The organism is Nocardiopsis listeri, from assembly GCF_020741345.1.
Taxonomy (GTDB): Bacteria; Actinomycetota; Actinomycetes; order Streptosporangiales; family Streptosporangiaceae; genus Nocardiopsis; species Nocardiopsis listeri_A.
The window spans coordinates 1-22691 of record NZ_DYZD01000411.1 but is presented as its reverse complement, the minus strand read 5'-3'; the positions used below and the strand labels follow the sequence as shown (position 1 = coordinate 22691).

Annotated in this window: 16 protein-coding genes; 9 read left to right on the top strand and 7 right to left on the bottom strand. The window is 70.1% G+C overall.

Annotated features, from left to right (window positions below; translation table 11 throughout):
* A partial coding sequence (gene hemG / locus K8V84_RS22215) for a protoporphyrinogen oxidase (RefSeq protein ID WP_304078296.1) occupies nucleotides 1-1319 on the bottom strand: 1319 nt, incomplete at its 3' end.
* 212 nt (nucleotides 1320-1531) lie between these two features.
* Between hemG and K8V84_RS22210 the strand changes: the two genes are divergently transcribed.
* On the top strand, nucleotides 1532-2623 hold the full coding sequence (locus K8V84_RS22210; protein ID WP_304078293.1) for a DUF4349 domain-containing protein: 1092 nt from the start codon (nucleotides 1532-1534) through the stop codon (nucleotides 2621-2623).
* Nucleotides 2624-2725: 102 nt separating this feature from the next.
* Here the strand turns inward: K8V84_RS22210 and hemE are convergent, their stop codons facing one another.
* Nucleotides 2726-3733: a uroporphyrinogen decarboxylase gene (hemE, locus tag K8V84_RS22205; protein ID WP_369696653.1), complete on the bottom strand. Its 1008-nt coding sequence runs from the start codon at nucleotides 3731-3733 to the stop codon at nucleotides 2726-2728.
* A gap of 344 nt (nucleotides 3734-4077) precedes the next feature.
* Between hemE and K8V84_RS22200 the strand changes: the two genes are divergently transcribed.
* The 6 genes from K8V84_RS22200 (at nucleotide 4078) to K8V84_RS22175 (ending at nucleotide 11682) form a co-directional block, all read left to right on the top strand.
* Nucleotides 4078-4653, top strand: a complete 576-nt coding sequence (locus tag K8V84_RS22200) for a DUF3000 domain-containing protein (protein ID WP_304078288.1) — start codon at nucleotides 4078-4080, stop codon at nucleotides 4651-4653.
* A 94-nt stretch (nucleotides 4654-4747) separates the two neighbouring features.
* Nucleotides 4748-6010: a ribonuclease D gene (locus K8V84_RS22195; RefSeq protein WP_304078286.1), complete on the top strand. Its 1263-nt coding sequence runs from the start codon at nucleotides 4748-4750 to the stop codon at nucleotides 6008-6010.
* A gap of 211 nt (nucleotides 6011-6221) precedes the next feature.
* On the top strand, nucleotides 6222-7340 hold the full coding sequence (locus K8V84_RS22190) for a tetratricopeptide repeat protein (RefSeq protein ID WP_304078284.1): 1119 nt from the start codon (nucleotides 6222-6224) through the stop codon (nucleotides 7338-7340).
* Nucleotides 7341-7606: 266 nt separating this feature from the next.
* Nucleotides 7607-8113 (top strand): FBP domain-containing protein, encoded by a 507-nt coding sequence (locus K8V84_RS22185; protein WP_304078282.1) that lies wholly within the window; start codon nucleotides 7607-7609, stop codon nucleotides 8111-8113.
* 279 nt (nucleotides 8114-8392) lie between these two features.
* Nucleotides 8393-9592 carry an acetyl-CoA C-acyltransferase gene (locus K8V84_RS22180; protein ID WP_304078280.1) on the top strand — a complete coding sequence of 400 codons (1200 nt, stop codon included), beginning with the start codon at nucleotides 8393-8395 and terminating at the stop codon, nucleotides 9590-9592.
* Entirely contained in the window at nucleotides 9589-11682 is a 2094-nt protein-coding gene (locus K8V84_RS22175) for a 3-hydroxyacyl-CoA dehydrogenase NAD-binding domain-containing protein (protein ID WP_304078278.1), read from the top strand. The genes K8V84_RS22180 and K8V84_RS22175 overlap by 4 nt, the downstream gene beginning before the upstream one ends.
* 296 nt (nucleotides 11683-11978) lie before the next feature.
* On the opposite strand, the gene K8V84_RS22170 is transcribed toward K8V84_RS22175, so the two are convergent.
* On the bottom strand, nucleotides 11979-14201 hold the full coding sequence (locus tag K8V84_RS22170) for an MMPL family transporter (protein WP_304078275.1): 2223 nt from the start codon (nucleotides 14199-14201) through the stop codon (nucleotides 11979-11981).
* Between the two features lie 150 nt (nucleotides 14202-14351).
* Here K8V84_RS22170 and K8V84_RS22165 point away from each other — a divergent pair, with 150 nt between their 5' ends.
* Entirely contained in the window at nucleotides 14352-15143 is a 792-nt protein-coding gene (locus K8V84_RS22165) for a TetR/AcrR family transcriptional regulator (protein ID WP_304078272.1), read from the top strand.
* Between the two features lie 668 nt (nucleotides 15144-15811).
* On the top strand, nucleotides 15812-16657 hold the full coding sequence (locus K8V84_RS22160) for a neutral zinc metallopeptidase (RefSeq protein ID WP_304078269.1): 846 nt from the start codon (nucleotides 15812-15814) through the stop codon (nucleotides 16655-16657).
* A 3-nt stretch (nucleotides 16658-16660) separates the two neighbouring features.
* On the opposite strand, the gene K8V84_RS22155 is transcribed toward K8V84_RS22160, so the two are convergent.
* The 4 genes from K8V84_RS22155 to K8V84_RS22140 all read right to left on the bottom strand — a co-directional run bounded on the left by K8V84_RS22155 (nucleotide 16661) and on the right by K8V84_RS22140 (nucleotide 22439).
* Nucleotides 16661-18076 carry an FAD-dependent oxidoreductase gene (locus tag K8V84_RS22155; protein WP_304078267.1) on the bottom strand — a complete coding sequence of 472 codons (1416 nt, stop codon included), beginning with the start codon at nucleotides 18074-18076 and terminating at the stop codon, nucleotides 16661-16663.
* Nucleotides 18077-18129: 53 nt separating this feature from the next.
* Nucleotides 18130-20058, bottom strand: coding sequence for a 1-deoxy-D-xylulose-5-phosphate synthase (gene dxs / locus K8V84_RS22150; protein WP_304078265.1), 1929 nt, complete (start codon nucleotides 20056-20058; stop codon nucleotides 18130-18132).
* A gap of 309 nt (nucleotides 20059-20367) precedes the next feature.
* A complete protein-coding gene (locus K8V84_RS22145) occupies nucleotides 20368-21138 on the bottom strand; it encodes a sulfite exporter TauE/SafE family protein (RefSeq protein ID WP_304078262.1) in 771 nt (256 codons plus the stop codon).
* 38 nt (nucleotides 21139-21176) lie between these two features.
* Nucleotides 21177-22439 (bottom strand): styrene monooxygenase/indole monooxygenase family protein, encoded by a 1263-nt coding sequence (locus K8V84_RS22140; RefSeq protein WP_304078260.1) that lies wholly within the window; start codon nucleotides 22437-22439, stop codon nucleotides 21177-21179.
* Nucleotides 22440-22691 lie beyond the last annotated feature (252 nt).

Below are 22691 nucleotides of genomic sequence, written 5' to 3'. Positions count from 1 at the left end.
CCGAGCCCTGTGCGGGCCCGCACGTCCGCGCGGATCCGCTCCACCCGGTCGGCGTGGCCGACCCCGTACTGCGGCAGACCGTCGGTCCAGCGGGTCACCCGGGTTTCGACGGGCCGGCCGGTCCGGCCGGTCACCTTCGTCAGGTCGGCGAGGGCGGCGGCGGCCAGTTCCTCGTCGGAGCGGTCCAGGACGTTCGCCTCGCGAAAACGTCCGATGGAGCACCGAAGAACGACCAGGTCCGCGCCCGGTTCGACCCTATCCAGCTCCCGGGCGATCCAGGGCCACTTGTTACTGGAGAAGGTCGCGGCCTTGATGGTGGTCCCCTCCCCCGCCGGAACCAGGAAACCCGTGCCGGTCAGGGGCTCGGGGAACGCGGAGGCGGGCAGGGCGAAGGTCACCAGGGCCATGCTCGCGTAGTCGACGCCGCGCAGCTCACGGGCGGCGATGGGCGCGGTGTCGGCGAGGAGCCGGGAGGCCTCGGCGGCCGGGCAGGCCAGCAGCACCGCGTCGCAGGTGAGCTCCTCGACCCCCTGCGCGCCCTCCAGCCGCACGCTCCAGCCCTGTGGAGTGCGGGCGAGGGTCCGAACCCGGGTGCCGGTTCGCAGGTCCTTCTGTCGAGCGGCCAGAGCGTCCACGACCGACGCGACTCCGCCGCGCAGGGAGGCGAAGACCGGGCCGGTCTTGGTGGGTGCCGAACCCCGTCCCTTGAGGCTTCGGTGCACCGCTCGCATCAGCGAACGGTCCGATCGGGCCATCGGAGCGATCTGCGGCAGGGTGGAATCGAGGGAGAGTTCCTCGGCCCGGCCCGCGTACACACCGCCGAGCAGGGGTTCGACCAGTCGTTCCACCACCTGGCGCCCCATTCGGGTGCCCACGTAGGTCGCCACCGGCACGTCCGAACGCACCGGGGTGCTCGGCCAGACCAGGTCCAGCGCGGCCCGCGCGGTCCCGATCGGGGACAGCACCCCACTGCGGGCCAGGGCCCGAAGGTCCCCGGGCACGCCCATGAGCTGGCCCTTGGGCAGGGATCGAATGCGTCCACGGCTGTAGACGGCGGCCGATCCGGGTCCGGGGTGGACGATCCGATCGTCCAGTCCGAGCTCGGAGAACAGCTCCACCGCCTCGGGTCTGCGTGCGAGCACCGCCTCGGCCCCGGCGTCGACGGAGACCCCGGCCACCGGTGAGGCGCGCAGTTTGCCTCCCGGTACGTCCGCGGCCTCCAGCACGGTGGTGGTGATCCCCCGGGCGTTGAGACGGTACGCGGCGGTCAATCCGGAGACCCCGCCCCCGACCACGACGACATGCGGTGCTTCAGCCATGCCTCCAGCTTTCCAGATGCCGTGTGTCACAACGCTTCGCCTCGCCCCTACGGGACGTCGGACGCCCGGATGTGCCCCGACGACCCGTGACCGGGGGGCGTCCGACCCGTTGTCCTGCCGTTATCGGAAGAGCAGAACGCGATCCGGCCCCGCCCCGTCGAACCGGCATGGACACTTCAACGCCTGCGCGTCCGGGGCGCATCGTCACGGTGATGACCTCCGCCGTCCTGGGCGCACTGTTACTGACCTCCTGCGGCGCGACCTCGGAGCAGGCGGACTTCGAGTCCGCCGGGAGTTCGGCCCCCGAGTCCCGGGACCTCACCGCGCCCGAGAACGCCGACGCCGAGGCCCCCGAGGGGGTGGAGGGGGCCGAGCGGGGCGGCGAAGAGGCCGAGTCCGCCGACACGGTCGGCTCCGACGTGGAGATCGACGACCGGCGACTCATCCACACCGCGCACATGACCGTGCGGGTGCAGGACGTGGCCCGGTCCGCCGAGGACGCCAAGGAGCTGACCCGGGGGCTGGACGGGTACGTCGCCTCCGAAGAGCTGTCCACGCCCGCCGACGGCACCCCCGAGGGGTCACTGACCCTGCGCATCCCCAACGGGGAGTACGAGGGGGCGCTGACCGACCTGGCCGAGCTCGGCGACCGCTCCGACATCGAACGGTCGGTGGAGGACGTCACCGAGGAGATCGCCGACGTCGAGAGCCGCATCGAGTCCTCCGAGACCGCGCTGGAGTCGCTGCGCGGCTACCTGGAGGAGGCCGAGAACGTCGACGACCTGCTCCGGGTGGAGCGGGAGATCCAGGACCGGCAGGCGGACCTGGAGTCCTTCCAGGCCCGGTTGGAGACGTTGCAGAACCAGACCTCGTACTCGACGGTGCACCTGACCCTGCGTCCTCCCTCCACCTACCTGGAGGAGCGGTCCGACGACGAGTCGATCGGTTTCCTGGGCGGGCTGGAGCGCGGGTGGCGAGCGCTGCTCTCGCTGGGCGAGGGCCTGGCCGTGGTCGTGGGCTGGTTGCTGCCGTTCGCCCTGGTCGCCGCGGTGATCGGGGCCTGGCCGCTGTGGCGCCTGCGTCGCCGTCGGCAGGAGAACCCGAAGCCCGAGGGCCGGACCGGACGTCGCTTCGGGCGCCGGCTCGGGCGGGTGCGTCCTCGCCGGCACCAGGCGGTGGCGACCACGCCCACCGGGACGACCTCGACGGTCGAGACCGCCCCCGAGGCCACCGAGGACACGGAGCGCTCCGACGACGACTCGGGATCCGGTGACGAGGGTTCCGACGGCCGGTCGGGTTCTTGACCCCGTCCCACCCAGGACACGCCGACGCCCGGCTCCCGTAACGGGGCCGGGCGTCGGCGTGAGAACGGTCGGCCCACGGGGCCGGGCCGTTGGAACGGACCGCTAACCCGCGGTCTCCTCGTGCACGAACGCGGTGAGGCGCTCCAGCATGGTCGGGTCGGTGGTCGGCAGCACCCCGTGACCCAGGTTGAAGATGTGGCCCTCGGCGGCGCGCCCGCGGGAGAGGATGTCGCGCGTACGGTCGGCGACGACCTCCCAGGGGGCGAACAGGGTCGCCGGGTCCAGGTTGCCCTGCAGGGCGATGCCCGGTTGGACCCGCTGGGCGGCCTTGTCCAGCGGCACCCGCCAGTCCACGCCCACCACGTCGGCGCCGGCCTCCCCGAGCAGGCCGAGGAGTTCGCCGGTACCCACGCCGAAGTGGATGCGCGGCACCTCGTACTCACTGAGCTGACCGAAGATCCAGGAGGTGTAGGGCAGCACCGAGGCACGGTAGTCCTCGGCGCTCAGCGCGCCGACCCAGGAGTCGAACAGCTGGACCGCGCTGGCCCCCGCCTCGATCTGGGTGCGCAGGAAGCCGAGCGAGATGGCGGCCAGACGGCGCATGAGCTCGTCCCACAGCTCGGGCTCGCCGTACATGAGCGCCTTGGTGTGCTCGTGGTTCTTGGAGGGCCCGCCCTCGATCAGGTAGGAGGCGAGCGTGAACGGCGCCCCGGCGAACCCGATGAGCGGCTTGTCGCCGAGCTCGCCGACGATCTGGCCGACCGCTTCGGTGATGAAGTGGACGTCGTCGGGTTCGATGTCGCGCAGCCGCTTGATGTCGCCGGCGCCACGGATCGGGTCCTCGACCACGGGACCGACCCCGGGCTTGATGTCGAGGTCGATACCGATGGCCTTGAGCGGGACGACGATGTCGCTGAAGAAGATCGCGGCGTCGACGTCGTAGCGGCGTACGGGCTGCATGGTGATCTCGGTGACCATGTCAGGGCGCGTACACGACTCCAGCATCGGCACGTCGGCGCGGACCTGGAGGTACTCGGGCAGGGAACGCCCGGCCTGGCGCATGTACCACACCGGGGTGTGGCTCACGGGAAGGCGCCGGCAGGCACGAATGAATGGAGAGTCTTGAAGCGTCACACCTTGATCGTGCCATGCCCTTCGCAAAGGTCCCACTCGGATCACCGGGCGGGACCGGGCACGGTCTCGACCCCGTCCGCCCGGGACGTGAGGGGAAACCGCGCCGAACCCGAGGGGGATTCGGGCGCGAACCTGCGCGGTTGACGGTTTCGCGGTCCCAAGATCATCACAAAAGCCCGACACGCCGGGGGATCTGCGACCCCCCGCCGGTGACTCGTGCCACCGTCGACCAGTGCCCACCATCACACCATCGGCGGGACACGTCCCGACGACCCCCGCCAGGACGTGATCACCACAATATGAAGGCTGACGTTTCCACCATGCCCGATGTCGGTAGCGCCGAGAACGCACAAGACACGTTCCGGCGAGCGGTCGAGGCCCTGCGGTCCCCTCTGCTGCGCCCCGAGATCGCCGTCCGGGAGATCCCCCCGCCCCAACGGTTGGCGCCGCACTCCGCCGCCGTCTCGGCCGAGGTCACCGTCCAGGACGAGGAGATCGCCTGGGGACGACTGATCGTCCTGTACGACCCCGAGAACACCCGTGACTGGCCCGGGCCCTTCCGGGTCGTGTGCCAGGCCAACTCGGAACTGGAGTCGGAGATCGCCACCGATCCCCTGCTCGGCCCGGTGGCCTGGAGTTGGCTCACCGACGCCCTGGAGGTCAACGAGGCCACGCATCACACGTTGAGCGGGACCGTCACCAGGGCGACGACGGAGGGGTTCGGCACCAAGGCGCACGAAGGCGCCAACACCGAGGTCGAGATGCGCGCCTCGTGGACGCCGGAGTCGGACGATCTGACGCCTCATGTGAACGCGTGGCTGGCCCTGCTGGCCTCCGCCTCCGGTCTGCCGCCCCTGGACGTCACCGACATCGCACGCCAACGTTCACGCCCCTGAGGGGTCCTTCGAAGGATGCCCCGGGCACCGTTCCACGGTCGCCACGGGGCGGCCCATATCCGCGTTCGGTGGCCACAGCGCATACCGTAGTGGTGTGGCGAACGCGTTGAACTCCAAGACAGACTCCCGCGAAACCGACAACGACGAATCGGAGAGGGCGCCTCTGCTGCGGGAACCACGCGAGGGCCTTCCCCAGGTCACGGCGGATCCCGACACCCTCGCGGGTGTGGTCGCGGCGCTCGGCGCCGGTTCCGGCCCCGTCGCGGTGGACGCCGAGCGTGCCTCCGGTTACCGGTACGGCCAACGTGCCTACCTGGTCCAGCTGCGCCGTGAGGGTTCCGGTTCGGCCCTGATCGATCCGATCGCCTGCCCCGATCTGAGCCGGGTCAACGACGCGATCGACGGGGCCGAAGTGGTGCTGCACGCGGCCCACCAGGACCTGCCCTGCCTGACCGAGGTGAACCTGCGCCCCTCCAGGTTGTTCGACACCGAACTGGCCGGGCGTCTGCTCGGGTACCAGCGGGTCGGTCTGGGGTTCATGGTGGAGCGGCTGTTGAACCTGCGCCTGGCCAAGGAACACTCGGCGGTGGACTGGTCGCAACGACCGCTGCCCGAGGACTGGCTGCGCTACGCGGCCCTGGACGTGGAGATCCTCATCGAGCTCCGGGACGGTCTGGAGCGGGAGCTGGAGGAGAGCGGGAAGCTGGGGTGGGCCCGGGAGGAGTTCGCCTCGGTCCTGGCCGCGCCGCCCAAAGAGCCGCGCCCCGACCCCTGGCGGCGCACCTCCGGCATCCACAAGGTCCGCAACCAGCGCTCCCTGGCCGCGGTGCGCGAGCTCTGGTACGAGCGCGACCGCATCGCCCAGGAGCGCGACACCTCTCCCGGTCGGGTGCTGCCCGACGTCGCGATCGTGGAGGCGGCCACCGCCATGCCGCGCACCGTCCCCGAGCTGACCAGGATCCGCCAGTTCGGCATCAAGCTGGCCAAGCGCTACCTGAACACCTGGATCAAGGCGATCAACCGGACCCGGGACATGGCCCAGGCCGAGCTTCCACGCCCCAACGCCCCCGGTGACGGACCGCCCCCGGTGAACCGGTGGGCCGACCGCGCCCCCGAGGCCGCACGGCGCCTCGACGCGGCCCGCTCCACGGTGACGAGGATCGCCGAGGAGGTCGTGATGCCCACGGAGAACCTGCTGCTGCCGGACAGCGTCAGAAGGTTGGCGTGGGCACCTCCGAAGACCGTGGACCCGGACTCGGTGGGTGAGTTCCTGCGCTCTCGAGGGGCCCGGAACTGGCAGGTCGGGCTGACCTCACGGGCACTGGCCGACGCTTTGCGCGAGGCTGAGAAGGAATAGCGATTACCCCATCACGACGCATTGAACCCTAACGTGATGGAAGTCACCACCCCCTGAGGGCGGTTCATGCCTGTTCCGTAGCCCGGTGTCCGATTAAGTTATAGAAGCGTGCCCCGGATCGTCAGGGGATCGTGATCTGTTCGTTGGGTGTGTATCGGACCGTGGACCCACAAGGTCCCGGTACGTGATCAGGGAAATGTGGTGAGTCCGCTTGTCGTTCTGGCGTGTGTTGCTGCGCAGGGCCGGCTTGATGCGTTCTGCCGAGGTCGAGTCGACCCGGGTCGTCCAGCCCACTTCCACGGACCGCACGGAGTATCCCGAGGAACATGCCACGGACTCCGAGGTTCGCCCGACCGCGGTACCGGAACAGGTCTCGGCGACGGCCGCGATGGAGCCCTCCAAGGCCATGGCCGCCGCGCTGCCCGAGCGAACCGAACGGCCGACCGGATCCGAAGCGGGAACGACCTCCGTGAAGACGACCCCCACGAAGGGGAACGGCACTCCCACGAGGGCGACCTCGGTCAAGGGCTCGGGCTCCGGTTCGGTCGTGCCCACCGCCGGGATGCGCGCCGCCGCCCTGGAGCGCACCCTGCAGTCGCTGGTGGAGCGGCTGGGCACCGAGCACCCCGACACCATCACGGCCCGCAACAACCTCGCGACCAAGTACGCGCAGATGGGGCGACGTCAGGCCGCCGTACAACAGTTCGAGCTGGCGTTGGCCGAGGCCGTCTCGGTCTACGGCGAGGAGCACCCGCGCACCGAGATCATCCGGGAGAACCTGGCCTGGGCGTTCGAGGACGCGGGGCGTCCGGCCGATGCCGCCGGTCAGTGGGAGATCCTGCTCGGTCAGCGTGAGGGCCAGTTCGGTCCGGCCGACGAGGACACGGTGGAGGCGCGCATGCGCCTGGCCGTGTGCTACCGCCGCAGCGGCCGGCTGGACGCCGCCGTGGCCCACTACGAGCGGGCCATCGAGGACGTCGCCTCCACCAAGCGCCGCGAGGAGCTGCGTCTGGGTCTGAGCGCCGCACAGAGCATGTCCGGCCGCTACGAGGAGGCCATCTCCCAGCTGCGCATGGTGCTGGCCGCCCGTAGGCGCCGGCTCGGCAAGGGCCACCTGGACACCCTGGCCGTGCACCACCGGCTGGGCCGCTCCCACACCCAGGCCGGCCGCCCCGACGAGGCCGTCGAGGTGCTGCGCGAGGCCTACCGGGCGGCGCTCAACTCCTCCGGTGACCCGGAGGTGCGCCGGTTGACGGTGCGTCTGCGCCGCGACCTGGCGGGGGCCTACAACGCGGCGGGGCGTCACCACGAGGCCGACGCTCTGCTCTGAAGTACCGAGAACGACATCGGGCCGGGGATCCTTCGGGGTCCTCGGCCCTCGGTGTTCTCGGTACGACGGGCCGGGTACGCGTCGCCCGGGCCCGCGTCCCTTCGGGGAGGGCGCCGCCGGCCGGGAGCGCGACGCGCCACGTGCGAAAACCACTCGCGTGCCCGGGGCCCGGCCGGCAGTATCCGTTGGTCGGTTCCTCGTCGGCGCCACGCCGCCACGTCGACCGAACCGGGCTCCATCACCACACCGAACGACCGGAGAGTGCCATGCTCGATCTCAGTGACGAGGAGATCCGCTCCTCGTTCGTCAACTGCCCCAAGGGCGAGACCAGGCGGATGACCTGGCCTCCGACCATGCCACTCCTTCCCTGGGAGGACATGGACTTCCTCGGGTGGGTCGACCCCAAGGCGCCGGGCCGCGCCTACCTGGTGATCGACTCCGGTGAGCGACCGATCGGGATCGCCCTGCGCCTGCCCAACGGCGGCCCCAAGACCGACTTCTTCAAGTCGATGACGTGCTCGTTCTGCCTGACCGTGCACCCCGCCGGTGGCGTGCGCCTGTTCAGCGCACCCAAGCCCGGCAAGGCCGGCAGACAGGGCGACACCGTGGGGCTGTACGTGTGCGCCGACCTGGCCTGCCCGCTGTACGCGCGGGGCAAGCGGGAGTCCTCGTTGATCCAGCCGGCGGAGACGATCGGCCGGGAGGAGCGGATCCAACGCCTGCGTCTCAACGTCGACCGCTTCGTGACCCGGTTCCTCGACGGACAGGGCTGAGGTCAGGCGGGCTCGCCCCCGGGTCCGGAGGGGCGCCTTGGGAGCTTGTCCGAGCAGGTCGGCGTGTTCGAGGTCGGGATCGACCACGCACCCTCCAGGCTTGGTGTCGGGGACGAAATCCGCGCCCATCGCACCGCGTTGATCACTTCGGCCACGATCACCGAGAGTCGGGGCTCTCCTTACTTCCGGTAGGACCCGCCCCGCTGCTCGCACTATTTGTTACTGGCGAGTAGCATGACTCCAACAGTCCACCCATCGCTTGAAGAAGGAGGGGCCATCGTGCCGCGAACCGCCCGCGAAGTCGTGTTCGTCGACGGGGTCCGCACCCCGTTCGGCAAGTCAGGCAAGGGCCTCTACGCCGAGACGCGCGCCGACGACCTCGTCGTCCGTGTGATCCGCGAACTGATGCGCCGCAACCCGGGCCTGCCCCCGGAGCGCGTCGACGAGGTCGCCATCGCCGCCACCACCCAGATCGGCGACCAGGGTCTGACCCTCGGGCGCACCGCCGCGATCCTGGCCGGGTTGCCCAAGAGCGTCCCCGGTTACTCCATCGACCGCATGTGCGCCGGCGCGCTCACCGCCGCGACCACCGCCGGCGCGGGCATCTCCTTCGGTGCCTACGACGTCGTGATCGCCGGCGGCGTCGAGCACATGGGCCGCCACCCCATGGGTGAGGGCGTCGACCCCAACCCCCGGATCATCTCCGAGAAGCTGGTCGACCCGTCCGCGCTGGTCATGGGCAACACCGCCGAGAACCTGCACGACCGGTACCCGACCATCACCAAGGAGCGCGCCGACGCCTACGCGGTGCGCAGCCAGGAGAAGGTCGCCAAGGCCTACGCCGACGGCAAGATCCAGCCCGACCTGGTCGAGACCCTGGTCCGTTCCGCGGAGAAGGGCTTCGGCCTGGCCACGCAGGACGAGCCGCCGCGCCCCGGCACCACCATGGAGTCGCTGGCCACCCTGAAGACCCCGTTCCGCGCGCACGGCAACGTGACGCCCGGTAACGCCGCCGGCCTCAACGACGGTGCCACCGGCACCCTGCTGATGGCCGAGGAGGTCGCCGAGGAGCTGGGCCTGGACGCCAAGATGCGCCTGGTCGACTTCTCCTTCACCGGTGTCGAGCCCGAGGTCATGGGTGTCGGCCCCGTCCCGGCCACCGAGAAGCTCTTCGCCCGCCAGGGCATCTCGATCGACGACATCGGTCTGATCGAGATCAACGAGGCCTTCGCCGTCCAGGTGCTGGCCTTCCTCGAACACTTCGGCATCGCCGACGACGACGCCCGCGTCAACCCGTGGGGCGGCGCGATCGCCGTCGGTCACCCGCTGGCCTCCTCCGGCGGCCGTCTGATGATGCAGCTCGCGCGCCAGTTCGCCGAGCGCCCCGACGTCCGCTACGGCATCACCACCATGTGCGTGGGTCTGGGCATGGGCGGGACCATCCTTTGGGAGAACACCAACTACGAGGGGGGCAAGTGAGCACCGCGATCGAAGAGGCCCGAGAGCTGTTCAAGGACGAGGTCGTCACCAAGGCGCTCTCCCGTGACATCGAGCTCCCCTACGGGGCGGGCAAGGCCGTCCTGATCACCCTGGACAACGGGCACGACCACACCAAGCCGAACACCTTCGGCCCCGGTGGTCTGCTCAGCCTGGACGCCGCGATCGAGGCCGCCAAGGCGCGCACCGACATCGTCGCGGTCGCCGTCACCGGCAAGCAGTTCATCTTCGCGGTCGGCGCCGACCTCACCGGCGTTCCCGCCATCCAGACCCTCGAGCAGGCCAAGGCCATCGGCAAGCTCGGGCACGACGTGTTCCGCAAGCTCGGCGAGCTGGACGTACCGACCTTCGCGCTGATCAACGGCGCGGCCATGGGCGGTGGCGTCGAGGTGGGTCTGCACTGCACCTACCGCACCATCTCCTCCGGCGTACCGGCCTTCTCCCTGCCCGAGACCTTCCTCGGCCTCGTCCCGGGTTGGGGCGGCACCTACCTGCTGCCCAACCTGATCGGCGCCGAGAAGGCCCTCAAGATCATCATCGACAACCCGCTCGCCCAGAACAAGGTCATCAAGGGCAAGCAGGTCTTCGAGATGGGCATCGCCGACGCCATCTTCGAACCGGCCGACTTCGTCGAGGAGTCCCTGCGCTGGGCCGCCCGGGTCGTCAAGGGCGACGTCAAGGTGGAGCGCCCCGAGGTCGACAAGGGCGAGGCCTGGGACAACGCGGTCAACATGAGCCGTTTCGTGGTCGAGGGCAAGCTGCACGGCGCCGCCCCGGCCCCGGCCCGCGCGGTCGAGCTGGTCGCCGCCGCCAAGACCGCCACCCGTGACGAGGGCTTCGCGGCCGAGGACGAGGCGCTCGCCGAGCTCATCATGAGCCCGGAGCTCAAGGCCGGCCTCTACGCCTTCGACCTGGTCCAAAAGCGCGCCAAGCGTCCCGCCGGCGCCCCGGACAAGTCGCTGGCCCGCAAGGTCACCAAGGTCGGCGTCGTCGGCGCCGGTCTGATGGCCGGTCAGCTGGCCCTGCTGTTCGCGCGCCGCCTGGACGTTCCGGTCGTCATGACCGACCTGGACCAGGACCGCCTGGACAAGGGCGTGGCCTACGTCCACGGTGAGGTCGACAAGCTCCTGAAGAAGGGGCGCGTCAACCAGGACAAGGCCAACCACCTCAAGGCCCTGGTCACCGGTTCGCTGACCAAGGACGCCTTCTCGGACGCCGACTTCGTCATCGAGGCCGTCTTCGAGAAGATGGAGATCAAGAAGCAGGTCTTCGCCGAGGTGGAGGCCGTGGTCTCCCCTGAGGCGATCCTGGCCACCAACACCTCCTCCCTCTCGATCACCGAGATGGCCTCGGAGCTCGAGCACCCCGAGCGGGTCGTGGGCTTCCACTTCTTCAACCCGGTCGCCGTCCTCCCGCTGTTGGAGATCGTCCGCGGCGAGAAGACCGACGACGCTTCCCTTGCCACGGCCTTCGCCGTCTCCAAGAAGCTGAAGAAGACCTCGGTGCTGTGCAAGGACGCCCCGGCGTTCGTCGTCAACCGTCTGCTCACCCTGTTCATGGGCGAGGTCCTGGCCGCCGTGGGCGAGGGCACCGAGCCCGAGGTCGCCGACCGCGCGGTCGCGCCGCTGGGTCTGCCGATGTCGCCGCTGATGCTGCTGCAGCTGGTCGGTCCGGCCGTCGGCCTGCACGTCGCGGAGACCCTGCACGAGGCCTTCCCCGAGCGCTTCGCGGTCTCCCCGCAGCTGGCGGCCGTGGTCGAGGCCGGCAAGACGGCGATCTTCGCCCCGGACTTCACCATCGACCCCGAGGTGAAGGAGCTCCTCGACGGCGGCGACAACCCGTCCGAGGAGCGGGAGATCCTGGACCGGGCCCTGCGCGCCCTGGCCAGGGAGATCCGGATCATGCTGGACGAGGGCGTGGTGGCCGAGGCCGCCGACATCGACCTGTGCCTGATCACGGGTGCCGGCTGGCCCTTCCACACCGGTGGCATCACCCCTTACCTGGACAAGGTCGGGGTGTCCACCGAGGTGAACGGCAGGCCCTTCCACGAGGGCGCCCCGAAGGCCGTCTAAGGACGAGCCTCGGTGGTACCCGAACGGGCCCGGTCTCCCCTGGAGGCCGGGCCCGTTCCCTGTCGTCGCCGCCCCGGACCGGAGCCCTGACCGGGACGACCCCTCAACGTGCTCCCATGACCGCGCCCATTATTCACCGGCGACCCTTGGTGAGGCGTTCTCCGTGTCGGTCCCGCGAACACCGGATATACGCGGAGCCGTTCTCCGAGAACCCGAGGTGGCGGTGGAAGTCCCATGAGGCCTCGGGCAGGTCGGGCCGATGGTGCGGCGACCATCGGCCCGACCTGCCCGAGCGGTCACACGCCGGCGGAGAGCCGCTCGCGCGTGTGTTCGGAGTCGGGCCGGGCCGGCTCCTCCTTGTCGCCTCCCTCGGAGATACCGATGCGGTCGTGGAGCCAACGCAGGGGCCGGGGCAGCCACCAGTTCCAGGCGCCGAGCAGGCGCATGGTGGCGGGCACCATGATCGCCCGGACCAGGGTGGCGTCCACCAGGACCGCGATCGCCAGGCCCACCCCGATGATCTTCAAAAAGAGCAGGCCGGAGGTGCCCATCGCCAACAGCACCACGCCCAGCAGCAGGGCGGCGCTGGTGATGATGCGTCCGGTGCGTTGCAGGCCCAGAGCCACCGACCGGGTGTTGTCGCCGCTGCGCAGGTACTCCTCCCGCACCCGGCTGAGCAGGAACAGCTCGTAGTCCATCGCCAACCCGAAGGCCACGATGGTGACCAGCACCAGGTAGGTGGGGTCGATGGTGCCGACCGCGTCGAAGCCCAGCAGGGCCGAGAAGTGCCCCTCCTGGAAGCCCCAGATCACCACGCCGAGTGAGGCGCTCAGGGACAGCGCGCCCATGAGCACCGCCTTGATCGGCAGCACGATCGACCCGAAGGCCAGGAAGAGCAGGAGCAGAGTGGACCCGATGATGAACGCGATCGTGATGGGCGCGTTGTCGACGATGGCGTCGAGGTTGTCCAACTGCATGGCGGCCACACCGCCCACGAGTGCCTCGTCGGCGCCTTCAGGGGGCGATTCGGCGCGCACGTCCTCCACGAGCGCCTGGACCTCGGGCGAGTCGGTGGCCCCTTGGTAGCCCACCTCGATGTGGGCGATGCCGTCACCGGTGCGTTCCACGGTGACGAGCGCGGCGCCGGGCAGGCCCTCCAGGCGTTCGGCGTACTCGTCGATCGCCTCCTCGGCGGGGTCTCCCGTCACGGCCACGTGCAGTCGGCCGATCCGACCCGCCGGGAAGTCCTCCCCCACCGCCTCGGTCGCGATCCGGGAGTCGGCGTCGGCCGGCAGGTAGCGCTGGTCGGTGGTGCCCAGGTCGGTCGAGGCCAGTCCGGAGCCGAAGGCCACCAGGACGCAGGCGACCGCGACCAGTGAGACGGCCGGGCCGCGCATGACGGTGCGGGCCAGTCTGGCCCAGGTTCCGGCGTTCTCGTCGAGGGTCCCGGTGACGGTGCGGCGCGGTAGTGGCAGCCTCATCCGGTCGATCCGACGGCCCACCACCGACAGCAGGGCGGGCAGGAAGACGAGTGCGGCCACGAGGTCGAAGGCGACGACGGCGATCCCGCCCCAACCGATGGACTGCAGGATGGGTTGGGGAAAGAAGAGCAGCCCGGCGAAGGCGATACCGACGGTGACGCCGGAGAAGGCGACGGTGCGTCCCGCGGTGTCCACGGTCCGGCCGACGGCCTCGCGTACGTCGCGGCCCTTGTTCAGTTCTTCGCGGAAGCGGCTGACCATGAACAGGCCGTAGTCGATCGCCAGCCCCAGCCCGAGGAGGGTGGCCACGTTGATGGCGAAGACGGAGACCTCGGTGACGTGGGTGAGGGCGCGCAGCACGGTCAGGGAACCGAGGATGGCCAGGCCACCGACCGCGAGGGGCATCAGGCCCGCGATGAGACCGCCGAAGATCAGCACCAGCAGGAGCAACAGCACGGGCAGGGTGAACATCTCGGCGCGGACGATGTCGCTCTCGGCGGTCTCGGAGAGCTCGTGTTCGACCGCGATGGGGCCACCGAGGTGAGTTTCAAGGGGGCCGGCCTCCAGTGCGGCGGCGGCTTCCTGGTACTGGTCGAGTCGTTCCTGGTGGCTTCGACCGGTGAGGGTGATCGGCATGTACGTGGCGTGCATGTCCTCGGACACGAGCATGCCGCGTTCGATGTCGGTGAGTTCCTCGTCGAGGTAGACGTCGTGGTCGGCGACGACGTCCTCGGGCAGGTCGTCGGAGATGCGCTGTACCGCCTGGGCGAAGGTGGGGTTGTCGACCTTGATCTCGTCGCTGCGCAACACCGCGATGATGTCGATGTCGGCGTGTCCCAGTTCGTCCTCGATGAGGTCCATGGCCCGGGAGGACTCGGATCCCGGGTCCTCGAAGCCGCTATCGCTGACGTCCTGGAAGACCCCGAGTCCCCAGAACACGGAGAGCACCGCGAACAGGCCGGTCACGGCGATGACCCACCATCTCCCGCGGTGGGCTCCGAGCCCCAGTCGGCCGAAGAACCCCGTTTTCGTCGACATTCCCGCTCCTCTGTGCGAACACGCGTCATATCCGTTAACGCTGTTTGCTAACGGCGTTCACTTAAGCGTGCACCAGTTACGATGTCAATATCGTCGACCGAACAGAGCGGCACCGCAGAACCGGTGCCGAGACGGGGTGGACCACTGAACATGACGAAACCGCCGGTCACGAGCGAGCCGCGATCCGAGGCCGTACCCAGTCGCCGCGATCGTGTGCGAGAGGCCACACTCGCGGAGATCAAGTCGATCGCGCGCAGACACCTCGTGGAGCAGGGTGTGGCCGGGGTCTCCCTGCGCGCGATCGCCCGCGAGATGGGCATGACGGCACCGGGGTTGTACCGTTACGTGCCGGGCATCGACGCGCTGCTGGTGGCGATCACCGCCGACATGTTCGACGAGTTGGCCGAGACCGTCGCCGACGCCGACGCCTCGGCCCCGCCGGAGGACACCGAGCTGCGCCTGCACTGTGCGCTGCGAGCGTTGCGCACCTGGGCCATCACCCACCCGGCCGAGTTCTCCGTGATGTTCGGGCCGAGCTCCCGGCTCGACCCGGAGGCCGACATCGCCCCGGCGCTGGAGGCGGGCAGGCGCTTCGCGTCCACCTTCTTCGCCCTGTGCGACCGCCTGGTCCAGGAGAAGGACATCCCGCTGCCCACGGACGAGGAGATCGGACCAGAACTCACCGCCGAGCTGCGCTCCTTCTCCGACACCGTGGGGTTGTCCGCGCACGCCATGCCCACGGGAGCGGCCCTGGTGCTCACCCGGTGCTGGATTCGCATCTACGGGGTGGTGTGCATGGAGGTTTTCCAGCACCTGGGATTCGTCGTCAACGACATGGAACCTTTCTTCGAGTCCGAGCTTCAGAACCTGATGTCCGGCCTCGGTGTCCGGTATCTCCCTGTTGGTCACATGGGGAGGCCCGTCACGGACACCGCCGGTTGACCCATACTGGGTCGTGGGGCAGTTGTCCGTTTCGTGGGTACAAAACGGACATGCCCTTTCCCTGTCGGCGCGATGACGAGGACGGCCCCGTGGACAACCGAACCGGAGACGAGGCTCCCGGGGACCTCCCCCGGCCCGACCGGCACGGCACCCACCCGGGACACTCCCCGGGAGCGGAGCCGCCATCCCGCGCGCCCCGAGAGGCCGCGCCGGCCCCGCAGGTGACCGACACCTCTCCTTCCCCGGGCACCTCACAGGCTCCCGATCCCGGTCGGCCACCGCAGGCTCCGCAGGGGGTGGACTCCGCGGGAACGCCCCGGGCCCCGCAAACGCCCGAGACGACGCGTACTCATCACGCCCCGGGCCCACCGCAGGCACCTGGCGCCACAGGCGTCTCAGCGCTTCCTGGCGAAAGCCCCGTGGTGAACGTTGCGGGCGGCGTGCGGCCCCAGAGTGCGCCCGGGGGCCCTTCACAGGGGATGTGGTCGACGCAGGGGCCCCACGTTCCGGTGCCGCAGGGACCCCGTGCACCGTGGCCGCCGCAGGCGTTCGCCGGGGCACGTCCACGGCCGGGATGGGCGCCCCCGCAGGGGCCACCGTGGTATCCCCACTGGGGGCCGCCGCAGACGTGGTATCCCCCGCCTCGGCGCGCGGACCGGGGCAAGGCCGTGCTCATCGCGGCCTTCGCCGCCGCGTCGATGGCCCTGGTCGCCCTCATCGCCGGTGTGGTGGTCGTGGCCAACACACCACAGCAGCAGTCCTCCCCAGGTGGAGCCGACCTCTCCGCCCTCCGGGACCAAGAACTGCTCGCCCGACCGGCGCCCGCGGAGATCGACCTGGTCGACCACCCGCTGTACGACATGGCCATACCGCCGCCGATCGACTGCGACCTGCCCGACCTGGACGTCGAATCCGACGAGTCCTGGGAGGGTTTCTCCCGGGAGGCCGGGGCCTGTCTGGACGAGCTGTGGGCACCGGTGATGGAGGAGCTCCGACTCGTCCCCGACCTGCCCGACGTCATCGTCACCGACCAGGGTCTGGACAGCGACACGGAGGAGGCCTTCACCCTGGCCTACTACGAGAGCGACGTCGCCACCATCACCGTGATCCTGCCCAACGTGCGCGAGGTGTCGGAGGCCGTCCCAGCGGACGAGCGCGAGGTCGTGTGGCTGGCCCTGATGGGCCACGAGTACGCCCACCACGTCCAGAACTCCACCGGCATCCTGCGTGTCTCCCACGACCTGCGCCGAAGCGCGGGCAGTGAGGAAGACGAACTCGACACGTTGCGCCGTACCGAACTCCAGGCCGAATGCATGGCAGGGATCGCGCTGCGCGGGATCGTCGACCCCGGGGGCGACGCCCTCGACGTGGTCAACCGGCACTTCAACGACGGTGGTGACCTGGACACCCACGGCAGCGCCACCAGTCGCTCCCAGTGGTTGGAAGCGGGTTGGGACGGGGGCACCGTGGCCGGTTGCAACACCTACGGCGCCGAAGCGGACCAGGTCGGCTGAGAGTCACCCGCGACCCAACGCCTTGCGGTAGGCCTCCCATCCGCCGAGTTTGACCCGTGCGCCCCGGTCGAGCTCGGCGGCGAGCCCCTCCTCGGCCTCGTCGATGCGCAGCCAGCCCTCGTAGTCGCTGGCGGTCAGCCCCCGCTCGGCCAGGACGTCGACCAGTTCCACCGGTTCGGGCACCCCGGCGCGCAGAGCGTCGGCGTCGGCCAACAGGGAGCGCACGGTCGCGGCGGCGTCGGACTTGTTGGTGCCGATCACCCCGGTGGCGCCGCGCTTGATCCACCCGGCGACGTAGTCACCCCGTACGACGCTCCCGCCGCCGTTCAGCACCCGCCCCTCCTCCTGTGGCACGGTGCGTCCGCGTTCGTCGAAGGGCACCCCGGTCAGGGGCACCCCCGCGTAGCCGACCGAACGCAGCACCATGCCCACGTTCAGCGTCGAGTGCTCCCCGGTGTCCACCAGCCTCTCCCGGTCGTCCAGACGGGTGTGCTCCACACGCAGCCCCTCCACCCCTTCCGCGCCCACGATCCGCTCGGGGCGGGTCCAGAAGTGGAACTCGATGCGACGCGGGCGGCCCTGCGGCTCGCGCGTCGCCTGTTCGCGCAGCAGCTTGAGGTTGGTGCGGGAGGCCTTGGCGACCTCACGGAACCCGGGCCGGTCGGTGCCCACTTCGGCGAGGTCGATGTCGACCTGTTCGGGGCGCACGACCACGTCAACGCCGGGCAGCTTCATCAGGTCGCGCAGCTCGGGCGCGGTGAACTTGGCCTGGAGGGGGCCACGCCGGGCGAGCACGTGCACCGTGCGGACGCGACTCCGAGAGAGCGCGTCCAGGGCGGGTTGGGGGATGTCGGTGTGGCGGAGCTCGTCGGCGGTCTTGACCAGGATGCGGGCCACGTCCAGGGCGACGTTGCCGGCCCCGACCACGGCGACCGCCTCGGCGTCCAGGACGAACCGTTCGAGCTCGCTGTCGGGGTGGCCGCAGTACCAGTTGACGAAGTCGGTGGCGGCCACGCTGCCGGGCAGGTCCTCACCGGGGATCCCCATGCGCCGATCGACACCGGCACCGGTGGCGTACACGACGGCGTGGTGGGAGCGGGACAGGTCCGCGCGGGTCAGGTCGGAGCCGAACTCGACGCCGCCGACGAAGGTCACGTGGGGGTGTTCCAGGATTCGACGCAGTGCCCTGGCCACACCCTTGATCTTGGTGTGGTCGGGGGCCACGCCGTGGCGGACCAGCCCGTAGGGGGTGTGCAGGCGGTCGAGGATGTCCACACGGACGGGCACCCGACTCTGGCGGGTGAGCGCGTCGGCGGTGTAGATGCCCGCGGGGCCGGAGCCGATCACGGCCACCCTGAGCGGGGCGGCCTCCTCCGGTTCGGGCGTTTCGGGGTTCTGCTCGGGTTCGGAAGAGGTCATGGCCCCATTCTGGCAGCACCGAAGCTTGCGTCCGGTGCTGCCAGAGCCCGAGGTCAGGCGGTTTCGTCGGCCAGTTCGCGTGCGGCGCCGGCGCCCTCACCGCGACGGGAGACCGTCTCGGTGAGCTTGCGGGACAGCTCCTGCGGGGTCAGGCCCTGCTGCTGGAGGATCCGGTCGCGCTTGGCGTGGTCCAAGAACTCCTGCTCGATACCGAAGGTGCGCACGGGCACGTCCACCTCGTGGTCGCGCAGCAGGCGGGCCACCGCGTCACCGACGGCGCCGGTGCGACCGTTGTCCTCCACGACGGCGACGACGGAGTACTCGGCGGCCTCGGCCACCAGTGCCTCGTCCAGGGGCTTGACCCAGAGCGGGTCGATGACGGTGACGCCGATGCCCTGGTCGGCCATGCGGTCGGCGACCTCACAGGCGACCTGGGCCATGGTGCCCACGCCCACGATGAGCAGGTCCTTGGTGTGACCGCCGTCGGTGGCTCGGCGCAGCAGGTCCATGGAACCGACCTTGCCGATCTCGGGCAGTTCCTCGGCGACGGCGCCCTTGGGGTAGCGCACGACGGTGGGCGCGTCCTCCACGGCCACGGCCTCGCGCAGCAGGGTGCGCAGGCGGGTGGCGTCGCGCGGAGCGGCCAGGCGCAGCCCGGGCACGACCTGAAGGATCGACATGTCCCACATGCCGTTGTGACTGGCTCCGTCGTTGCCGGTGACACCGGCCCGGTCCAGGCAGAAGGTGACGCCCTGGCGGTGCAGGGCGGCGTCCATGAGCACCTGGTCGAAGCAGCGGTTGAGGAAGGTCGCGTAGACGGCGACCACCGGGTGCAGCCCGTTCATCGCCATGCCGGTGGCGGCGGTGGCGGCGTGCTGTTCGGCGATGCCGACGTCGAAGATGCGGTCGGGGTAGGCGTCGGCGAACTTGTTGAGGCCGGTGGGGTGGAGCATCGCGGCGGTGATGCCGACGATGTCCTCACGCTCGGCGCCCAGTTCGACCATGGTCTCGGCGAAGACGCCGGTCCACTTCTCCACCTTGGGTCCGGGCTTGGACTCGCCGGTGTCGATGTCGAAGGGGCCGGGGGCGTGGAACTGGTCCTCGTCGTGGTTCTCGGCCGGGGCGTAGCCCTTGCCCTTCTGGGTGAGGACGTGGACGATCACCGGTCCGCCGAAGTCGCGGGCGCGGCGCAGCGCCTTCTCCAGTCCCTGTTCGTCGTGGCCGTCGATGGGGCCGAGGTACTTCAGGCCCAGGTCCTCGAACATCATCTGCGGCTGGATGGTGTCCTTGAGGCCCTTCTTCAGGCCGTGGAGGGCCTCGTAGATGGGCTGGCCGACCACCGGGGTGCGGTTGAGGGTGCTCTTGGCCAGGTCGAGGGCCTGCTCGTAGCCGGGGGCCATGCGCAGCGAGGCCAGGTGGTCGGCGAGGCCGCCCGTGGTGGGCGAGTAGGAACGGCCGTTGTCGTTGACGACGATGACCAGGCGGCGGTTCTTCTTCTCCGCGATGTTGTTGAGCGCCTCCCAGGACATCCCGCCGGTGAGCGCGCCGTCACCGATGACGGCGACGACGGTCCGGTCGGTGCGGCCCTGGACCTCGTTGGCCTTGGCCATGCCGTCGGCGTAGGACAGGGCGGTGGAGGCGTGGGAGTTCTCGATGAAGTCGTGCTCGGACTCGGCGCGGGAGGGGTAGCCCGACAGCCCGCCCTCGGACTTGAGGTTGGCGAAGTCGTGCCGTCCGGTGAGGACCTTGTGCGCGTAGGCCTGGTGGCCGGTGTCGAAGAGGATCGGGTCATCGGGTGAATCGAAAACCCTGTGCAGGGCGATGCTCAACTCGACGACGCCCAGGCTGGGGCCCAGGTGTCCACCGGTCTCGGCGCACGACCGGATCAGGAACTCCCGGATCTCCCGGGCCAGCACAGGGAGCTGATCGGCCGAAAGCCTCTTGAGCGCTTCCGGATTCTGTATCGACTCGAACAGTGTCACTGTCTCGTCAGTCCCCTCGTCCCGCGTGTCCGCTTACGTTTGCCAGAAGCGTCCCCGGTCTTGGGGCGGCCTTGGCTACCGGCAGGTATACATACCCGAGTTTATGGGCCTTCGTCCATGGGTTCCGCCCGGAACCCCCGAAGTCAGGGCTCCGACGCCACCCGTGGGAAGCCCGGCGGTGTCCTCTCGTGAGGTATCACGATGGGCTCCGCCGTCACATCGGTTGCGGCGTAGATTACTCGGTTTCGCCACCGTCTTTGCCCCGGGCCCCGGAACGGGGCGCCGAGATCGGGGCCACGCGTGCCGAGGCTATCCGAGCGCGGCCTGCACGAGAAGTCCCACCGCGGAGACGGACACCACTGTGAGTAGGACGGTGCGCATCCGGGACGGGTTCACTCTGCTGCGCAGCCGGTTCCCGATGAGGAAACCGAGGCCGATGAAGGGGATGACGGACACGCCGACGGCGACGATCCGGGTGTCGATCTGGTCTCCCGCGGCCAGGGCGGCCAGGGAGAACAACCCGCCGAACAGGAAGAACGCCGCCAGGGTGGCCCGGACCTTCTCCGACGGCTCGTTCTGGTAGACCAGCGCCATCGGTGGGCCGCCGACGGAGGTGGCGGTGCCCGCGAAGCCCGAGAGCGTTCCCGCGACGACCAACGAGAGCGGGGTGACGCGGACCTTGAAGGAACGAGCGGTCATCGCGACGGCCACCAGCACCATCACCCCGACGAACGCCGCCAGGACCCGGGGTTCGAGTACGGCCACCACCCATACGGCCACCAGAGTGCCCGGGACACGGGCCGGAAGCCCCCAGGCCAAACCGCGCCAGTCCACCTGGCGCCACCCCTGCAACAGGGTGAGCACCGGGAGGACGACCACGGTGATCAGCAGAGCCCCCGGCATGAGCGTGGGGTCGAGGAAGGAGATGACGGGAGCGGCGACCAGGCCGAGGCCGAGGCCGACCATGCTCTGGACGGCGGCCCCGACCAGGACCGCGGCCGCCGTCACCAGAAGGAAGACCCACGCGTCGATCTGGCCGAAGAGCACGTGGTCGGTGGGTGTGAGGAGTTCAGCGAGCATTAGGAGGAGAAGCTATATCCCCCCTCACCCGATCGGGATCAGGTGGTAGGAAGATGGGACGAAAGGTCGGTCCCACGCCGGACCCCGTCCACGTACTCCAGTGCCCGCTCGGGGTGCAGGAACCAGTCGATGAGACCGGTGGGATCGCTGAAGGAGTTGGCGAACCGGTCGGCGGTGGGCCGGTGCCGCTCGGCCAACCGGTACAGCTCCCAAACGTGGGGCGGACCGGACAGCATCACCCGACTCCAGGCGGTGACCTGGCGGGCGCTGTACCAGTAGGTGTTGAAGGCCCCGCGCATGAACGCCTCGTCGAAGGGCCGGCCGCCGTGGTCGACGATGGCGCGCCGGTACACGTCGGCGCACAGCGACGCCATGTTGGCACCCTGGGCGGTGATGGGGTCGTTGGCGACCACTGAGTCGGCCATGCCCCACACCAGAGCCCCTCCCCGCATCCGGACGACGGGGTCACGGACCACCGGGGCGTAGCCGCCGTACAGGGCGGCCATGGGGTCGGCCAGGCGGGCGCGGGAGAAGCGTTCGTACTCCCAGGGCGCGTAACGACGCAGTACGTCCAGCAGTCCGGCGAGCACGTCGTCTCCGGTGGCTCCCTCCGCCAGGGGGCGGTCGAGCGGCCCACCCGGCACGGCCTCCACCATCACGGCGTGGCAGGGGCCGTTCAGCGACAGGGTGGGCAGGGTGAAGGCCTCGCCCGCGTCGGGGACCACGGTGCGCGAGAGGACTCCCCCGGCCGGGTGTTCCTCGCCTCCGCTCACGTAGGCCAGCGCCAGGCGCCGCTGGGGTTCCCTGAAGTGGAAGCGTCGTGTGTCGCGGGGGAAGATCTCGGCGAGCTCGCCCCGGCCCGCGGCGACCACCACGAGGTCGTACTCCGTGCCGAGCGCCTCCAGTTCCTCCCGGCTCACCCGGTGACGCAGGAACCGGCCACCGCCCTGGACGAACAGTTCCAGCCAGGCGGCGAGCTTGATCCGCTGGTCGACCGATCGGGCGGGTTCGTCCAAGCGCCCGACCCAGTCCACCTCGGGGACCGGACCGCCCTGCCGCGCCGCCACCCGCACGCCGACACCGTTCACCTCGGGCGCCTTGTCGTCCCAGAAGGCGAGTCCGTGGCGGCGTTCACGACGCAGCGCCGGCCCGAAGAGACACTGCGTGGACATCACACGACCCGCCCTGATGTCGTCGGGGCTCCTGGGATCCACCAGGGTCACGTCGTAGTCCTCCGAGAGCAGGCCGAGGGCCAACTGCAGCCCGGACTGTCCGGCACCGACGACGAGGATCTTGCGCATTTGTCTCCTTCACACCCGCGCGCCGGAGAGGCCACGGGGCAGGGTGGTCTCGAAGCCCGGATTTCGGGCACGACCGAGCCGGGGCACGTCGTCATGGTGGGCGACGTCCCCGTCACGGCCGGTGGCTTCCCCGAAGGAAGCTAGCAGCGCTCGCGCGATCCGCCACGGCACCCCTGAGCAGGGGACCTTCGCCCCTGTCGCGGTGGGACCAATGGACCCCCCGGTCGGGCCATGGTGGACCTGTGGCGGCGG